At 58.6% G+C, this 13,742-nt stretch carries 12 protein-coding genes; 5 read left to right on the forward strand and 7 right to left on the reverse strand.

Going from position 1 to position 13,742, the window contains the following annotated elements:
• Positions 1 to 141 precede the first annotated feature (141 nt).
• Both ABDK06_RS05720 and cobA read right to left on the reverse strand, forming a co-directional pair.
• The gene (locus tag ABDK06_RS05720) at positions 142 to 1,590 is read right to left on the reverse strand and encodes an FAD-dependent oxidoreductase (RefSeq protein WP_394939800.1); all 1,449 of its coding nucleotides are present in this window, start codon (positions 1,588 to 1,590) and stop codon (positions 142 to 144) included.
• A 30-nt stretch (positions 1,591 to 1,620) separates the two neighbouring features.
• Positions 1,621 to 2,880, reverse strand: coding sequence for a uroporphyrinogen-III C-methyltransferase (cobA, locus tag ABDK06_RS05725; RefSeq protein ID WP_394939802.1), 1,260 nt, complete (start codon positions 2,878 to 2,880; stop codon positions 1,621 to 1,623).
• Between the two features lie 257 nt (positions 2,881 to 3,137).
• Between cobA and ABDK06_RS05730 the strand changes: the two genes are divergently transcribed.
• The gene (locus tag ABDK06_RS05730) at positions 3,138 to 5,219 is read left to right on the forward strand and encodes a PhoX family protein (protein ID WP_394939804.1); all 2,082 of its coding nucleotides are present in this window, start codon (positions 3,138 to 3,140) and stop codon (positions 5,217 to 5,219) included.
• 103 nt (positions 5,220 to 5,322) lie between these two features.
• Here the strand turns inward: ABDK06_RS05730 and ABDK06_RS05735 are convergent, their stop codons facing one another.
• The 3 genes from ABDK06_RS05735 to ABDK06_RS05745 are packed head-to-tail and all read right to left on the reverse strand — an operon-like array spanning position 5,323 to position 7,419.
• Positions 5,323 to 6,453, reverse strand: coding sequence for an ABC transporter permease (locus tag ABDK06_RS05735; protein ID WP_394939806.1), 1,131 nt, complete (start codon positions 6,451 to 6,453; stop codon positions 5,323 to 5,325).
• Entirely contained in the window at positions 6,446 to 7,234 is a 789-nt protein-coding gene (locus ABDK06_RS05740) for an ABC transporter ATP-binding protein (RefSeq protein WP_394939808.1), read from the reverse strand. Before ABDK06_RS05740 ends, ABDK06_RS05735 begins: the two co-directional genes overlap by 8 nt.
• 53 nt (positions 7,235 to 7,287) lie before the next feature.
• Entirely contained in the window at positions 7,288 to 7,419 is a 132-nt protein-coding gene (locus tag ABDK06_RS05745) for a hypothetical protein (RefSeq protein ID WP_394939810.1), read from the reverse strand.
• Positions 7,420 to 7,487: 68 nt separating this feature from the next.
• On the opposite strand from ABDK06_RS05745, the gene ABDK06_RS05750 reads away from it, so the two are divergent.
• A complete protein-coding gene (locus ABDK06_RS05750; protein ID WP_394939812.1) occupies positions 7,488 to 8,258 on the forward strand; it encodes an SDR family oxidoreductase in 771 nt (256 codons plus the stop codon).
• Positions 8,259 to 8,403: 145 nt separating this feature from the next.
• Here ABDK06_RS05750 and ABDK06_RS05755 read toward each other — a convergent pair whose 3' ends face one another.
• Positions 8,404 to 9,747 (reverse strand): ABC transporter substrate-binding protein, encoded by a 1,344-nt coding sequence (locus ABDK06_RS05755; RefSeq protein WP_394939814.1) that lies wholly within the window; start codon positions 9,745 to 9,747, stop codon positions 8,404 to 8,406.
• Positions 9,748 to 10,144: 397 nt separating this feature from the next.
• Positions 10,145 to 11,161, reverse strand: a complete 1,017-nt coding sequence (locus ABDK06_RS05760; RefSeq protein ID WP_394939816.1) for a hypothetical protein — start codon at positions 11,159 to 11,161, stop codon at positions 10,145 to 10,147.
• A gap of 599 nt (positions 11,162 to 11,760) precedes the next feature.
• Here ABDK06_RS05760 and ABDK06_RS05765 point away from each other — a divergent pair.
• The 3 genes from ABDK06_RS05765 to ABDK06_RS05775 all read left to right on the forward strand — a co-directional run bounded on the left by ABDK06_RS05765 (position 11,761) and on the right by ABDK06_RS05775 (position 13,741).
• Complete coding sequence (locus ABDK06_RS05765) at positions 11,761 to 12,420, forward strand: DUF6318 family protein (RefSeq protein ID WP_394940801.1); 660 nt, start codon at positions 11,761 to 11,763, stop codon at positions 12,418 to 12,420.
• A 158-nt stretch (positions 12,421 to 12,578) separates the two neighbouring features.
• Positions 12,579 to 13,373 (forward strand): hypothetical protein, encoded by a 795-nt coding sequence (locus ABDK06_RS05770; protein WP_394939818.1) that lies wholly within the window; start codon positions 12,579 to 12,581, stop codon positions 13,371 to 13,373.
• A 50-nt stretch (positions 13,374 to 13,423) separates the two neighbouring features.
• On the forward strand, positions 13,424 to 13,741 hold the full coding sequence (locus tag ABDK06_RS05775) for a hypothetical protein (RefSeq protein WP_394939820.1): 318 nt from the start codon (positions 13,424 to 13,426) through the stop codon (positions 13,739 to 13,741).
• Position 13,742 lies beyond the last annotated feature (1 nt).

Genomic DNA, 13,742 nt, shown 5'->3' on the forward strand with positions numbered 1-13,742 from the left:
CAGTGCGTGGCACCTCGCGAAAAGCTCTTCATTCAGGATTCTCACACCATGACAACAAAAGTGCTGAACCGGTTCTCTTAACCAGTCCAGCACTTTTATCGGCAAATCTCCAGCAAAATCACAGCAAAAGTAATTGCGGGCTTAAACCCCGGCATTGATGCTACGAGAAATCCGCACCATTTCTTCGCGATCCACGACTTTCACGCGTTCACGTTTCAGATCGAGTCCCAAGGCTGCGGCGTCGAAATTCTCACCCAGCGCCTTTTCATGGGTATCCAGGGTGTGCCAGCCTTCCCAGTTGGTGAGCTGCACCCCGCGCTGCTCAAGCAGCGCCAGCACGGCGTCTTCCTCGGGCGCCTCCGCGACCGGCAGCGACTCCAGGTCCTCTAGCAGATAGCTGACGGTTTCCAGCGCGTCACCTTTGGTATGACCGATGAGTCCCACCGGACCACGCTTGATCCAACCGGTGGCGTAGATTCCGGGAAGGTGCTCGCCATCAGCACCCAGCACCCGCCCACCGGCGTTCGGCACCACGCCGCGCCCGGCGTCGAACTCGATCTCCGGCAACGCCGAGCCGAAGTATCCGATCGAGCGATAGACGGCCTGCACCGGGTACTCCAAGAATTCGCCGGTGCCGCGGGCGTTGCCGGTGCCGTCCAGTTCGGTGCGCTCGAATTTGATTCCGGTGACCGCGCCGTCCTCGCCCAGGATCTCCACTGGGTTGTGCAGGAAGTGCAGGTGCAGGCGACGCGAAGCGGTGGACTCTTCCGGTTGCTCGACGAGCCAGTTGGTCAAGGTGTTCACCATGGTCTTGACCTGGTTATTGGTCTTGATCGCCTCGTCCGAGGCCTCGTCGAATTCAAAGTCCTCGGGGTAGAGGATGATGTCCACATCGCGCGAGTGCGAGAGTTCACGAAGTTCCAAGGGGGTGAACTTGATCTGCGCGGGGCCGCGACGACCAAAGACGTGCACATCCGTCACCGGGGACTTCTTCAGTTCCCGGTAGACATTCTCCGGGATCTCGGTGACCAGCAGGTCATCAGCGTGCTTAGAGAGTACCCGGGCCACGTCCAAGGCCACATTCCCATTGCCCAATACGGCGATCTCTTTGGCTTCCAGCGGCCACTCCCGGGCCACATCGGGGTGCCCGTCGTACCAGGAGACGAAATCCGCACCGCCGAAGGAGCCTTTCAAATCGATCCCGGGGATGTTCAGCGAAGCGTCGTCGATCGCGCCGGTGGCGAAGATCACCGCGTCATAGTGCTTCTTGAGGTCGTCCAGACTCAGGTCGGTGCCGTAGTCGACGTTGCCGAAGAAGCGAATGTCACCGCGGTCCAGCACCTTGTGCAATGCCTGGATGATGCCCTTGATCCGCGGGTGGTCGGGGGCCACGCCGTAACGAATCAAGCCGAACGGCGCCGGGTAACGGTCAAAGAGGTCGATGCTGACCACCAGCTCACCGTTCTTGACCGGCTCGGACTTGGTCAGAATGTCTGCGGCATAGACGCCAGCAGGGCCGGAGCCAATGACGGCCACCCGGAGCGGGCGGGCGAGGGTACCGCGCTCAGCGGCCTCGGTCGGGTTCGACAACAGTGCGTTCTCCTTGTGAATGCTGAATGCTCAGTGCGCGGAGTGTTCGGAAGCGCTGAGCCCAGCCAATCGAAAATCAGTCGGGGCGAAGGGGCTGATTCGCACGACGTCGCCAATCACCACGACGGCGGGTGAACTGACGCCGAGCGCCTCCGCTTGGTCGGCGATACCGCCCAGAGTGCCGATCGTAATACGCTGTTGCGCCCCAAAGCCATCTTCAATAATAGCAACCGGGCATCCTTCGCCCCGTCCCTTTGTGGCCAAGCTCACCGCGGTGCGGCGCAGCGTGGCCACTCCCATCAGTAAAACCACCGTGTGATCCCGGCCCTCTGGCAGCTCAGCGAGATCCTGATGAGCGGAGATCACGGTGAATCCCCTAGCCAATCCCCGGTGAGTGAGCGGGATGCCAGCGGCAGCGGGCACCGCGATCGCGGAACTCACCCCTGGCACCACCTCGACCTCGACGCCGTGCGCGCGGCAGTATTCGGCTTCCTCGCCGCCTCTGCCCAGCACATAGGGGTCACCGCCCTTGAGTCGCACCACCCGTTTGCCCGCACGAGCATGCTCCACCAGCAGGCTGTTGATCTGCTGCTGGGGCACCGGATGGTGATCCGGGCTCTTGCCCACATCGATCACCTCGGTGCTTTCCTCCAGCAGTTCCAGTAAACCTCTGGGGCCCAGCCGATCAGCGATCACGACGTCGGCCTGCGCGAGCAGCTTCCTGCCCCGCACAGTAATCAGATCGTCAGCCCCCGGGCCGCCGCCGATCAGGGCGACCGAACCGGCGTGCTCCCGGCGGAGCTTGAGCGGTGAGCTGCCGGGAGAATCGAGCTGTCCGGTTTCCAGGGCGGTCAGTACGGCATTGCGCAGAGCCACCGCGCGGCGTGGGTCTCCGCCAGCGTTGATCGCCACCGTGACGTCGTCGAGCCGGGCCACCGAAGGCGTCCAGGCGGCTGATTCCTGATGATCGGAGGCGTTGACGCACCAGATCCGCCGGGCTTCAGCCTGTCGGCTCACTTGTCCGTCTACCGCAGGGTCACCGGTCGCCGTCTGCACGAACCACTGGCCCTCCAGATCGGCTTCTCGATAGCGTCTTGGCTGCCAGTCGAGCAGGCCGGCCCGGTGAAGTTCCACGATGCTCTGGACGGCGTCCGGCGCTACCACGCTGAGCTGCGCCCCGGCGTCGAGCAGGGCTTTAGCCCGGCGAGCAGCCACCTCTCCGGCTCCGACCACCAGGACGGGGCGCCCGAGCAGTCGTAAGGAGGTGGGGTAGAGATCACGAACAGCCATGGATTGACTGTAGTTTTCGCTTCAATCCGGGCACGAACGAGTATTACGGGGTGGTTCATCTGAGGTCATCCGAGGTCATCTGCTGATCGGGCGACCGGAATCCCTTCATGACACCTCGCGGGTCAAGCCGTCATGAAAACAACAGCTAAGACTCAGTTTCAGCACAGATTTAACCTGTGGTCCACCTCACATTCACTCCCTGGCAGGGCGGGTCCAGCAAGGTTGGAATCACCCCATGACCACAAGGAGCCAGCCCGATGACTGAAACCCCTACCCTGCTGCCAATGGCGGGCCACACACGTGGCAAGCGCAGTGCGATTACCTGCCAGCTAAAATGCGACAATGCTTGTGCGGCTGAGGTCTGCAACACGACGAGCAATGCCTACTTTCGCGATATCGCGCAAAGCGCGCTGGGCCGCCGTCAGCTACTAGGGTTGGGAGCGGTCGGGGCGGCTACGCTGGTGCTCGGCGGCGTCACCCAAGCGGCCACCGCGCCTTCGGCTGAGGCGGCAGCCGCCGGAGCCGCGCCGGCGCATTACTGGTCGCATGGCTCACCGCTGAGCTTCCGGGCGATTAAGCCCGTTGACCGGCTAGTGGATGAGCTCACGGTGCCTTCCGGTTTCAGCTGGCAGCCGGTGATTCGCTGGGGCGACCCGCTTTTCAAGCGCTCCCCCGACTTCGATCCACTGCATCAGAGCGCGGCTGCCCAGGCGCAACAGTTCGGCTACAACAACGACTACACCGATATTGTCGAGATCCCAGGCAGTCGCGGACGGCGGGCCATCCTGTTCAGCAATCACGAGTATGTCAATCCGGGGATCATGTTCCCTCCAAACTTAGCGGCCACCGAATCCCGGGCGATCAGCCGCGCCGCCCATGGTCTCAGCGTGGTGGAATTACGCCGCAGCCGGGCTGGAAAACCGTGGAGCTATCAACAGGGGGCCCCGCTCAACCGACGGTTCCTGACCAACACGCCCTACAGCTTCACCGGCCCGGCTGCCGGCTCCGAATTGCTGAAGACCGTGAAGAGCCCCGATGGCCGTGTCGCCTTCGGCACCCTGGGGAACTGCTCCGGCGGCACCACGCCCTGGGGCACCATGCTCTCCGGGGAGGAGAACTTCAACGGCTATTTCGTCACTCCGGGTGACCGGACCACGGATAAGCGCTACGGCCTCACCTCCCAGCCGACCACACTCGGTTGGGAACTCGACGAACCGCGCTGGAACACCCGCAATCAGGGGTACCAGAACGAAGTGAACCACTTCGGTTGGATCGTCGAGATCGATCCGCTCGATCCGACGAGCAGGCCGGTCAAGCACACCGCGATGGGCCGCCTCAAGCACGAGGGTGCGAACGTCATCATCGCAGAGAACGGCCAAGTGGTGGCCTATATGGGTGATGATGAGCGCTTCGATTACCTCTACAAATTCGTCAGCAAGAACAAGTACCGGCCGGGCAATTCTGCCGCCGCCCGAGCCTGGAACAAGAAGCTGCTCAGTGAAGGAGATCTGTTCGTCGCCAAGTTCGACGGCGATTCGGCCCGGGAGATCGATGGCTCCGGAAAGCTGCCGCGCGATGGCCGTTTCGATGGCACCGGACGCTGGATTCCGCTAACCCGCAACGGCGTCTCTGCGGTTCCGGGGATGAGCATCGCTGAGGTGCTGGTCTACACCCGCTTGGCGGGCGATAAGGTCGGAGCCACCAAGATGGATCGCTGCGAAGATGTGCAGCCCAATCTGAAATCTCGGAAGATTTACGTCGCCTGCACCAATAACACCAACCGGGGGAAAAGCGGCTATCCGGCAGCGGACGAAACCAATCCGCGCACTGAGAATCGGGATGGTCATGTCGTCGAGATCACCGAGCGCGGCGGCCAGGTCTCGCAGTTCTTCGACTGGAACCTGCTCCTGGTCTGTGGGGACCCGGCGAAAAACGAGTCGACCTACTTCGGCGGATTCCCGAAGGACAAGGTCTCCCCGATCTCCTGCCCCGATAACCTGGCTTTCGACTCGGCGGGCAATCTGTGGATTTCCACTGACGGCGCACCATCGACGATCGGTTTCAATGACGGCTTATTCAAGGTGACCTTGGAGGGCCGCGAGCGCGGTCGAGTGGAGCAGTTCCTCTCGGTACCGCGAGAGTCCGAGACCTGCGGGCCGATCGTGCACGATCAGGACGGGCTGGTCTTCGTCGCCGTGCAGCACCCCGGCGAAGAGGGTAGCTGGGCCGCCCAGCGTTCGGCTTTCCCGGATTATGTGAAGCCCGGTAGCAAGCCGAAACGTGGCCGGGCTGCACTCCCCAGACCTGCTGTGGTGCAGGTATACCGGGGTTCACGCTAGGCCGAAGCAGCTGACTCCGGAGTCGGCTGGCTGCTCCGGAGTCGGCCGTGATCAGTTGCTGTGCCATGATCTCAGGGATCACCGGGCCTGCTCGGGGGCTTGGTCAGGTGCTCCGCAGAAGACCCCTGCCGCGGAGCAGGCGACGCTCGATCGGAGCGAAGACAGCGAGCTCGACGACGATCCCGACGAAGAGGATTACCAAAATCGCCGCCATCACCATGCCCATATCCGACAGATCCCGGCCCCTTTGCAGCAGCGATCCCAAGCCGAAGCCCAGGGTGCCGCCAATCGCGATGATCTCGGCCGCCATCAGGGATCGCCAGGAGAAGGCCCAGCCTTGTTTGAGACCGGAGAGGTAGCCCGGAAGCGCAGCGGGCAGGATGATCCTCAATGAGAGTTCGGTTTTCGAGGCTCCCAGCACTGTGCCCATGGCGCGGTATTGCGGTGGAACCTGGTCCACTCCGGAGAGCAGCCCATTGATGATCGAAGGAATAGCGCCCATCAGAAGCACGAAGTACACCGTGCCATCAGAAAGCCCGAACCAGATGATCGCGGCGGGCACCCAGGCCACGCTGGGCAGCACTTGAAGCCCTGAGATGAGCGGGCCGAAAGCGGTGCGCAAGGGACGAACCTGAGCTAGCAATAACCCCAGAGCGGTGCCGATCACGGCACTGACCACGAAGCCGATTAGGCCGCGTTTCACTGAGGTCCAGATCGCTTCCTGTAGCGTGCCCTGGCGCGACAACTCAGCGAAAGTACCGGCGACGTCGAGCGGCCCCGGTACGACGTCCTGCCTCTTAGCCCCGAGCCACACGTAGAGCTGCCAGATCACAATCAAGACGATGACGGCGGCGAGCGGTGCCAGAATCTGGATCAGGGTTCTCTTCAGATTGCGCTGGGTCTGCCGATCGGTTTGCAAGCGATCCAGGCCTTGCAGTTCGGCGTCCGGGGTTTGTTCGGAGCGCTGGGCTTGTTCAGTTTCCTGGGTTTGCGCGGCTTTCTGGGTTTGAGCTGCTTTCTGGGCTAGTTCAGAAAGCCGGGCTTGTTCGGAACCCTGGACTAGGCCGGTGATCTGAGTTGGCTCGGCTTCCTGGACAAACCCTGTAGGCCGGGTTTGCTCGGCGTTATTCTGGGCTGGCTCAGCGCTTTGCGCAGAGCTGAGCGAGGGAAGCCGCTCAGTGTGGGTTGAGTTCGCTGCGGGGTCAGATTTGTCCGGATTCAGGAGGCTAGACATGTCTGCTGATCTCTTGGCGGAGGGAGTCAGTTATCTCTTTGGCTAGCAAGGCCGCTGGTTCGGGGTGTTTCTGGTCCTCGGCAATCCGCCATTCTCGGATCACTTTGCCTGGGCGAGAGGAGAGCAAAAGCACCCGCTGACCCAGCCGAACGGCTTCGCGCACGTTGTGGGTAACGAAAATTATGGTTCTCCCGGTGTGCTTCCAGATTCTGTTGAGTTCTTCGTGGAGCAGGTCCCGAGTGATGGCGTCCAGTGCAGCGAATGGCTCATCCATCAGCAGAACGTGCTTGTCCTGGGCGAGGGATCTGGCGAGAGCGACGCGCTGACGCATGCCTCCGGAGAGTTCGTGAGGCCGTTTTTTACCGGCCTGCTGAAGATGGACCAGGGCCAGAAGTTCTTCTGCCTTGAGTTTCCGCTCTTCTTTGCTGACTCCGCGGAGTTTCAGAGCCAGTTCAATATTCTGTTGTGCCGTGAGCCAGGGAAAGAGTGTGGCGTCCTGGAACATGAAGGCCACACCATCGGCTGGAATCTCCATTGAACCCTGAGTCGGCACTTCGAGGCCGGCGATGAGGTTGAGCAGGGTGGACTTCCCGCAGCCGGAAGCTCCGAGCAGCGCGACGAACTCCCCTTGGCTGATTGTCAGGTCAAGCCCTTCCAATACCGGGTTATTGACGTTTGCGTCTCCGAAGGTCTTGCCCAGGTTCTCCAGCACTACCACCGGCTTCGCGGAATTCACCGAAGGCGTTACCTCATGATGTGCTGCGGCGGCTGTCGCGGTCATCCCTCAACGCTAAGGATGGCCCGCTGGCCCTTCAAGGTCTCGGCAATACGAAGTCATCCGGTGTCATGCTGGTTCATAATGCGCTGAGTCAAGGCCTTGTGCTCAAGCCGGATCCGCCTCCCAGAAGTGTTCAGGAGCTTTCCGGAGTTCTGGGCTAATAGCTCGTAGTCTTGTGATGTGTTCATGAGCAACCCGATCAAGCTCGAACCAGCTGGCTCACCCTGGCTCATCGCATCATTTGGAAGGCAGAACAATGGATACTTCAGCTCTCTTCTCCCTCGAAGGACGAACCGCCCTGGTCACCGGAGGCTCTCGTGGAATCGGTCGGATGATCGCCGAAGGCTTCTTGGCGCAGGGCGCCCGCGTCTACATCTCTGCCCGCAAGGCCGAGGCCTGCGATGCGGCTGCCGCCGAACTGTCGGCTCTGGGCGAGTGCATTTCGCTACCAGGCGATGTCTCGACTCTCACTGGAATCGAGGACCTTGTGGCGAGGTACAGTGCACGGGAATCTGAACTGGGCATTCTGGTCAATAACGCCGGTGCGGCCTGGGGAGCGCCATTGCAGGACTTTCCCGAGAACGGCTGGGACAAGGTGATGGATCTCAATGTCAAAGCTCCCTTCTTCCTGACACAGCGACTCCTGCCCCAGCTGATTAAGGCGAGTGGTGCACGGCTTTCCAAGGTGATCAATATCGCTTCAATCGACGGAATTTCCCTCAGCCAAAATGAGACCTACTCCTACCAGGCGAGCAAGGCGGGCCTGATCCAGCTGACCCGCAGGCTGGCGATTCAGTTGATACCGGAGGGCATCGTCGTCAGTGGCATCGCACCGGGTGCCTTCGCTTCGGAGATGAATCGGGAGGCACGTGACCACGCCGATGAGATCGCCGAACATATTCCGGCCGGGCGGATTGGCCAGCCGGAGGATATGGCGGCCGCCGCCATCTATCTTGCATCACGAGCCGGCGACTACGTGGTGGGATCCACTCTGATCGTCGACGGCGGTGTGACCCACGCCCGTTAGCTCCTGGTTTCCTAGTTTCCTGGTTTCCTAGTTTCCTAGACTCAGAGTTCGGAACTGAACTCCAGGACTCAGGACCTAGGGCTCAGGGCTCAGGGCTCAGGGCTCAGGGCTCAGGGCTCAGGGCTCAGGGCTCAGGGCTCAGGGCTCAGCTTTGCCCAAGACCCGCGGTACTGACTATGGTTTTTCCTTGTTCTTTGAGAATCTCGTTGAGTAACCTGAGATCGAAGATCCCGTTGATATCGGCGTCCTTAGTCACCCCGGCTTTGACCCCGTTGGCCAGTAAGGTCTTATAAGTACCGGCAATTGGGTCGGCGGTGAGGGTCAAACTGTCCAAAGCCCGCTTTACGACGTCGTCGGGTAACCCTTTGCCGCTGGCCTGCACCAAACCTGCATTGACCGCACTTATCGCTTGACCTTTATGTTGATCTAGCCAGTCTTGGGTTTCAAGCTGCGCTTTGAGCAGGGACTTGATGGCTTGGGGGTGGTCCTTGAGGAAAGACTTATTCACGATCAGGATGGTGGTGGAAAACTGTCCGTCTTGAGATCCCTGAGCATGCCACAGGTCCTTTTCATCAACAAGGACTCTCGCTCCGGCTTGCAAGACCAGGCGCGAGGACCAAGGTTCGGGGAGCCAAGCGCCGTCCAGCTTTCCGTCTTGAAAGAGTTTGAGGGTCTGTGCATTGTCCGTGGGGTTGATAGTGACGTCATTACCTCCGTTGGTGGCGACCTTCAGCCCATTGTCAGCGAGGTAATTCCGCAGTGCCACATCCTGAGTGCCGCCTAATTGCGGGGTCGCCAGTACTTTACCTTTGAGGTCTGCCGCACTGTTGATTCCGGGCTTGACGACTAGTTGGGCCCCACCAGAAGCAGCTCCGGCCACAATGCTGATCGACTCCCCTTTGGATTTGACGAAGGAATTGATCGCCGGATTCGGCCCCAAATAAGCGGCATCGAGCGCTCCGGCATTCAGGGCTTCAACCGTTGCTGGCCCTGCATTGAAGATCTGCGTCTTGAGTTCAGTCTTACCGAGTTCTTTGGCATAGAACCCCTGCTGGACCCCAACGACGGGTAGCGCATGAGTGACATTCCCGAAGTAACCTAGCCTCAATTCCTTGAGGTCATCTACTGCTTGGGCATTGTTCTGATTCCCATTCGCTGAGTTATTTGCATTGGAGTTATTTGCGTTGGCCGCGATGGTGAAGCTCGCCGCGCCTATCGCGATTACTGCCGCAAGCCCAATCGCAACCCCGATTTCCAGCGAACGAGACTTCGTGAAAAGTCCCTTCTTGGATTCCTTCTGGGCTGAAGTACTCTTCTGACCAGCGACAACCTTGGTGGTTCTGACCTCCTCATGGCTAAGGACGTCGTTACCCCGGTCCTGATCCAGCCCGTTTTGCGGCAGATCATTCTGAGGTGCTCGTTCCTCGAATGCATTGTTCTTTGATGTTTCGTTGTTGTCGTTACTGGAACGATCTGATTCTTGCGACATGGAGTGCCTTACTGGGAGTCAGGTGCGGGAGTCGGGATGTCTCGCCAAACGGTCTGAGAAAGAGGATTCAGCTGGTTCGGCTCTAACGGAGGTGGCCGGTCTAGCTTTCATGACTGGTTCAACTGGGATGGCTGCTCTTACAGGGATGGCTGGCGGATTCAGCGCATTCGACATCGTGATTGCCGGGAGATCCCGGCGTGCGACAACAAGGATTCAGGAGCCATGGCTCAAAGGTAGTTTCAGCTCTGGTTCAGCTCAATAGCGCGGAAACACTGGGTCATTGAAGGTCATCAGGGGTCATACTGAAGGCTCAATGGCCGGATGGAAATCGCAATGATGACCTTCCGGGTACCGATCCATCAGTCCACTCGGCTTAGCTAGTCGCTTGAATGCTCCTTTATGCTGCTGCTTTGAGCGCAGATATCTGGATTTTCTGGAGAAGATCTCTCAGCACCGGCTCGTTCTTATTCTCGGTGCTGACAATCAGGTTGTGATTCTCAGTATTGAAGGGAGCACCCCAATTGCTGCCGTTCGGTGGCCGGTACCAACGATGTTCAAAGTTCGGGTCTTTCATGGGGTAATTGATGCCGACAACTCCTAGTTGCTCGGCGGTCTGCAGAGGGTCGGGATAACTCATACTGAGATATTCAGTGCCCAGCTGCGGCTTCCAGTGGGGATCCAGAGCGGCACCCGAGAGCGCAATGACTTGATCGTAATGCGCTCCCATAGCCTCCGCCCCAGAGGTCAACCGGGTTCCCCAACTGTGTGAAATATTGCTGGTCTTGGCCCCAATTTGGGTGTTTTCCGCGTCTATAGCCGCTTGAAAAGCAGCAAGTTTCGGAGCATTCGCGATCAGAAAGGAATCGCCCCGTGCTTCGAGCAGGCCATCGGGGACGCTACCGTCAGGGAATTCCCCACCTTTATAGATGAAAGCCGCTGTTTCCCCCGCCGCTTCACCCTTCACCAGGTATTGAGCCAGCCCTTGCACTTGATGTTTGAAGAAGGAGGTGTCATTGGTGAAGCTTCCGGGGACGTAGGTGATGATGTTCTTGGTGTGCGGCCCGAGCTGACCCACGACCTCGATGATGGAATGCTTCGCTGGATCGTACGCCGCTAAATTGATCTCGCCGGCTGCCACTGCTTCGAGATAACTGACCTTAGCAGGATCGCCGTCATCAGCGTCTTGAGCCCCCGTATCTGGCCCGATCAAAACCCGACGCGACGGGCCGTATTGCTCTTCAGGACTTTTTCGTCGTCGCATCCTTTCCAGTTCAATCCGCGCATTGATTCCGTTCGCTTTGATCCGCTCAGCAAATGGCACGCCCTGAGTGTTTCCAGCAGCTATGGGCTGCATTTTTATGAACTGGTCCTGCTGCTGCGCCGTCAAAGTGGCCCACCAGCTTTGCACCTCCATTGGCTTCAGTTTTCCGAGAGGTGAGGGGTCAGCGAGGAGTCCGAAGAAATCGAGTTTCTGCTCTGCTCCACGAATAGGCCCCCATCGCGAAGCAGAGCCCGAGACATCCCTGGAACTGGTTCTGTCCTGATCGGCGGCTTGCTTCGTCAAGCTTTTGGCCACTAGCGCCAAAGAGTCCGCAATTGCATGAAGATGCAAGGAGTGAACTGTATGCCACCGTAGCTGAAATGCTTCCGCGTCAGGGCCCTGCCATCGAGCCGCCCGGAAGGCCCTGGAAAGCCCCATCGCCACCTGTCTGAGGTTCTCGGCAGCCCTCACCTGCAGGACTGCAAAGTCCCGCAATGCGGCGGTATCTGCACCGATCATTATTCCTGCCATTACCGGCACCTTTCACCCTCCGCAGCATCGTCTCAACCCGAGCGGGTAATTGCTGCCTACCTAAAATGAAATCCGGCATTCAGAAGCCCCGCAATCGATAAATCGCCGATGTGGATAACCTTGGTTATCCACAAAAGCGATTATTTTCCTATCCTTTTCACGGCATGTTGAGTATGCTCATCGATTACTAAGGATTGATCCGCCGAGGAATCGGAGTGAACATGGCTCGATGGTCCTTTAAATCAACTTGTATATGCTTACTTCTCATCCTGGCTCTGGGTACCGGTCTGACTGCTTGCAGCGACGGGGGTAAAGCTGCCCCATCGAGTTCAGCTTCTCTTCAGACAGCGTCTCAAGACAAAACAACCCCGGCGACGCTTCCCAGCCCTAGCCCGACTCAGCCCTATCAGCCTGCAACGGTCAAGGGGCCCGCAAAGAATGTCCCAGTTCCGGTAAAGCCTCCGGAAGCAGATGAATTCAGCGAACGAGGCCTCAAGGCTTTCGCCGCCTACTGGTTCAACGTTTTCAACTATGCCGCAGAAACCGGCGATACAGAGTCATACGAAAAAATTACTCAGAGCACCTGTACCTACTGCTATAAAATTATTGGCAACATCAAAGCTCTCTATAAGAGCAAGGGATGGAACGTCGGCGGCAAAGTTATCGTAACTCGCACTCAACTGACAAAAGCCGGATTTAAAACCACCCCAGATAATTCCTACCAGGTGATTATCCAGTCTAATCAGACCGCAGGTCAGACCCTCAACTCAGACGGTTCGGTCAACGACACGCAAAACTCTTCAGTAGCTAATGGCGAGGTTCTTGACGCGGTCTATCTAGCAGGACGGTGGAAAGCAAGCAATATAGGGAAGATCTCATGAAATTTTTTCTCAGAGAAATATTGCACGTTACGCGGTCCATCGTTTTCTTAGTAGTGTTATTCGGCTTTTCATTTATTAGCACCGATGTTTGTTTTGCGGTCTCTCATCAACCGAGTTCGACAAATTGGGATTATGAAGGGATCGAAACCACAATCGAGATGCCCAATGGAGTCTGGACCAATGCCTCTGTCGTGAGGCCTGACAATACTCACAGCTATAAGACCACCGTGGAATGTGTCACCGGGGGCAAAGACCAAGGCAATACCAGTGCCGAACACTGTGATGCCGTTTCCATGCGGCAGTGCACCGCAGGCAAGAACGGCGCAATGGTTCAGTGGTACAGCTCCCTGAAGGCTATCCAGCCTCCCGATTGGCAGAAAGTGGGCTCCCCCACCTGTGTCTACGACGCAAACCCCGTCGATCTACTCGCTGAGATCGCAGCTCGGATTCAGACGGATTTTCAGCATCTTCCGGTGAGCCCCGGAACCGCGACAACCCAGCCCAGTCCCTTCACACTGAACAGCTGGCAAACCAACTTCATCTCCAATGCAGCACCCCAGCAATTCAACATCACGCTGCTCGGCCAACGCGTCCGCATCACCGCCACCCCGTTGAGCTATACCTACATTTACGGCGATGGGCACAGCCTCGGCCCCATCTCGACCCCTGGTCAATCCATCCCGCAAGCCCAATGGGGACAGCTTCAAACAGCCACCAGCCACCGCTACGAACAGACCAAGGACTACACCGCTCGGATCATCGTGCATTTCGCAGGCACCTACTCCGTCAACGATGGGCCGACCACGCCAATCCCCGGCCAAGGGAACTTCAGCACCGCTGAAATCCCGGTCAAAGTATGGCTGATCAAGAAGAGATGGGTGAGTCAGGACTGTCAGCAAAACCCTCAATCCTGGGGATGCCAGAACTCGGCCTCGCACACAGGGAACAACTGAAACTCATCCCCCACGAGATGCACTCCGACTCGCCTGCCCGCTAAGACTCGTTGCCTTTCAGCGCTGAACTAACCTGTGCTGGGTTCTCCACGTTTTTCTCCTTCACGGGAATTGCCACGGCTGCAGTTGTCTCCTTTGCAAATCAACGCAATGTCGACAAAGACTTTTATGTTTCGATGACTCATGACCTACTGATGTTCGGCACCTTGTTCGCAGGGGCCTTCTTCCTCCTCGCCATCATTATCGGCTGCTCCTCGGCCAGAGCCGCCAGAGAAAAAGCACGCATAGCACTGTGGATCAAGGAACTTCAGCACGTTCACAACACAAAAGACAAAGGGCTTTGGCCTCGCTGGAGCCGCAGCCTCTGAA

The sequence above is a fragment of the Psychromicrobium ferritrahens genome, assembly GCF_043789415.1.
Lineage (GTDB): Bacteria > Actinomycetota > Actinomycetes > Actinomycetales > Micrococcaceae > Renibacterium.

What these genes read in the sequence shown, in the direction of transcription:
- cobA (WP_394939802.1), bottom strand. Translation starts at nt 2,880, where the DNA reads ATGGCTGTTCGTGATCTCTACCCCACCTCCTTACGACTGCTCGGGCGC.
- ABDK06_RS05730 (WP_394939804.1), top strand. Translation starts at nt 3,138, where the DNA reads ATGACTGAAACCCCTACCCTGCTGCCAATGGCGGGCCACACACGTGGC.
- ABDK06_RS05735 (WP_394939806.1), bottom strand. Translation starts at nt 6,453, where the DNA reads ATGTCTAGCCTCCTGAATCCGGACAAATCTGACCCCGCAGCGAACTCA.
- ABDK06_RS05740 (WP_394939808.1), bottom strand. Translation starts at nt 7,234, where the DNA reads ATGACCGCGACAGCCGCCGCAGCACATCATGAGGTAACGCCTTCGGTG.
- ABDK06_RS05745 (WP_394939810.1), bottom strand. Translation starts at nt 7,419, where the DNA reads ATGAACACATCACAAGACTACGAGCTATTAGCCCAGAACTCCGGAAAG.
- ABDK06_RS05750 (WP_394939812.1), top strand. Translation starts at nt 7,488, where the DNA reads ATGGATACTTCAGCTCTCTTCTCCCTCGAAGGACGAACCGCCCTGGTC.
- ABDK06_RS05755 (WP_394939814.1), bottom strand. Translation starts at nt 9,747, where the DNA reads ATGTCGCAAGAATCAGATCGTTCCAGTAACGACAACAACGAAACATCA.
- ABDK06_RS05760 (WP_394939816.1), bottom strand. Translation starts at nt 11,161, where the DNA reads ATGGAGGTGCAAAGCTGGTGGGCCACTTTGACGGCGCAGCAGCAGGAC.
- ABDK06_RS05765 (WP_394940801.1), top strand. Translation starts at nt 11,761, where the DNA reads ATGGCTCGATGGTCCTTTAAATCAACTTGTATATGCTTACTTCTCATC.
- ABDK06_RS05770 (WP_394939818.1), top strand. Translation starts at nt 12,579, where the DNA reads ATGCCCAATGGAGTCTGGACCAATGCCTCTGTCGTGAGGCCTGACAAT.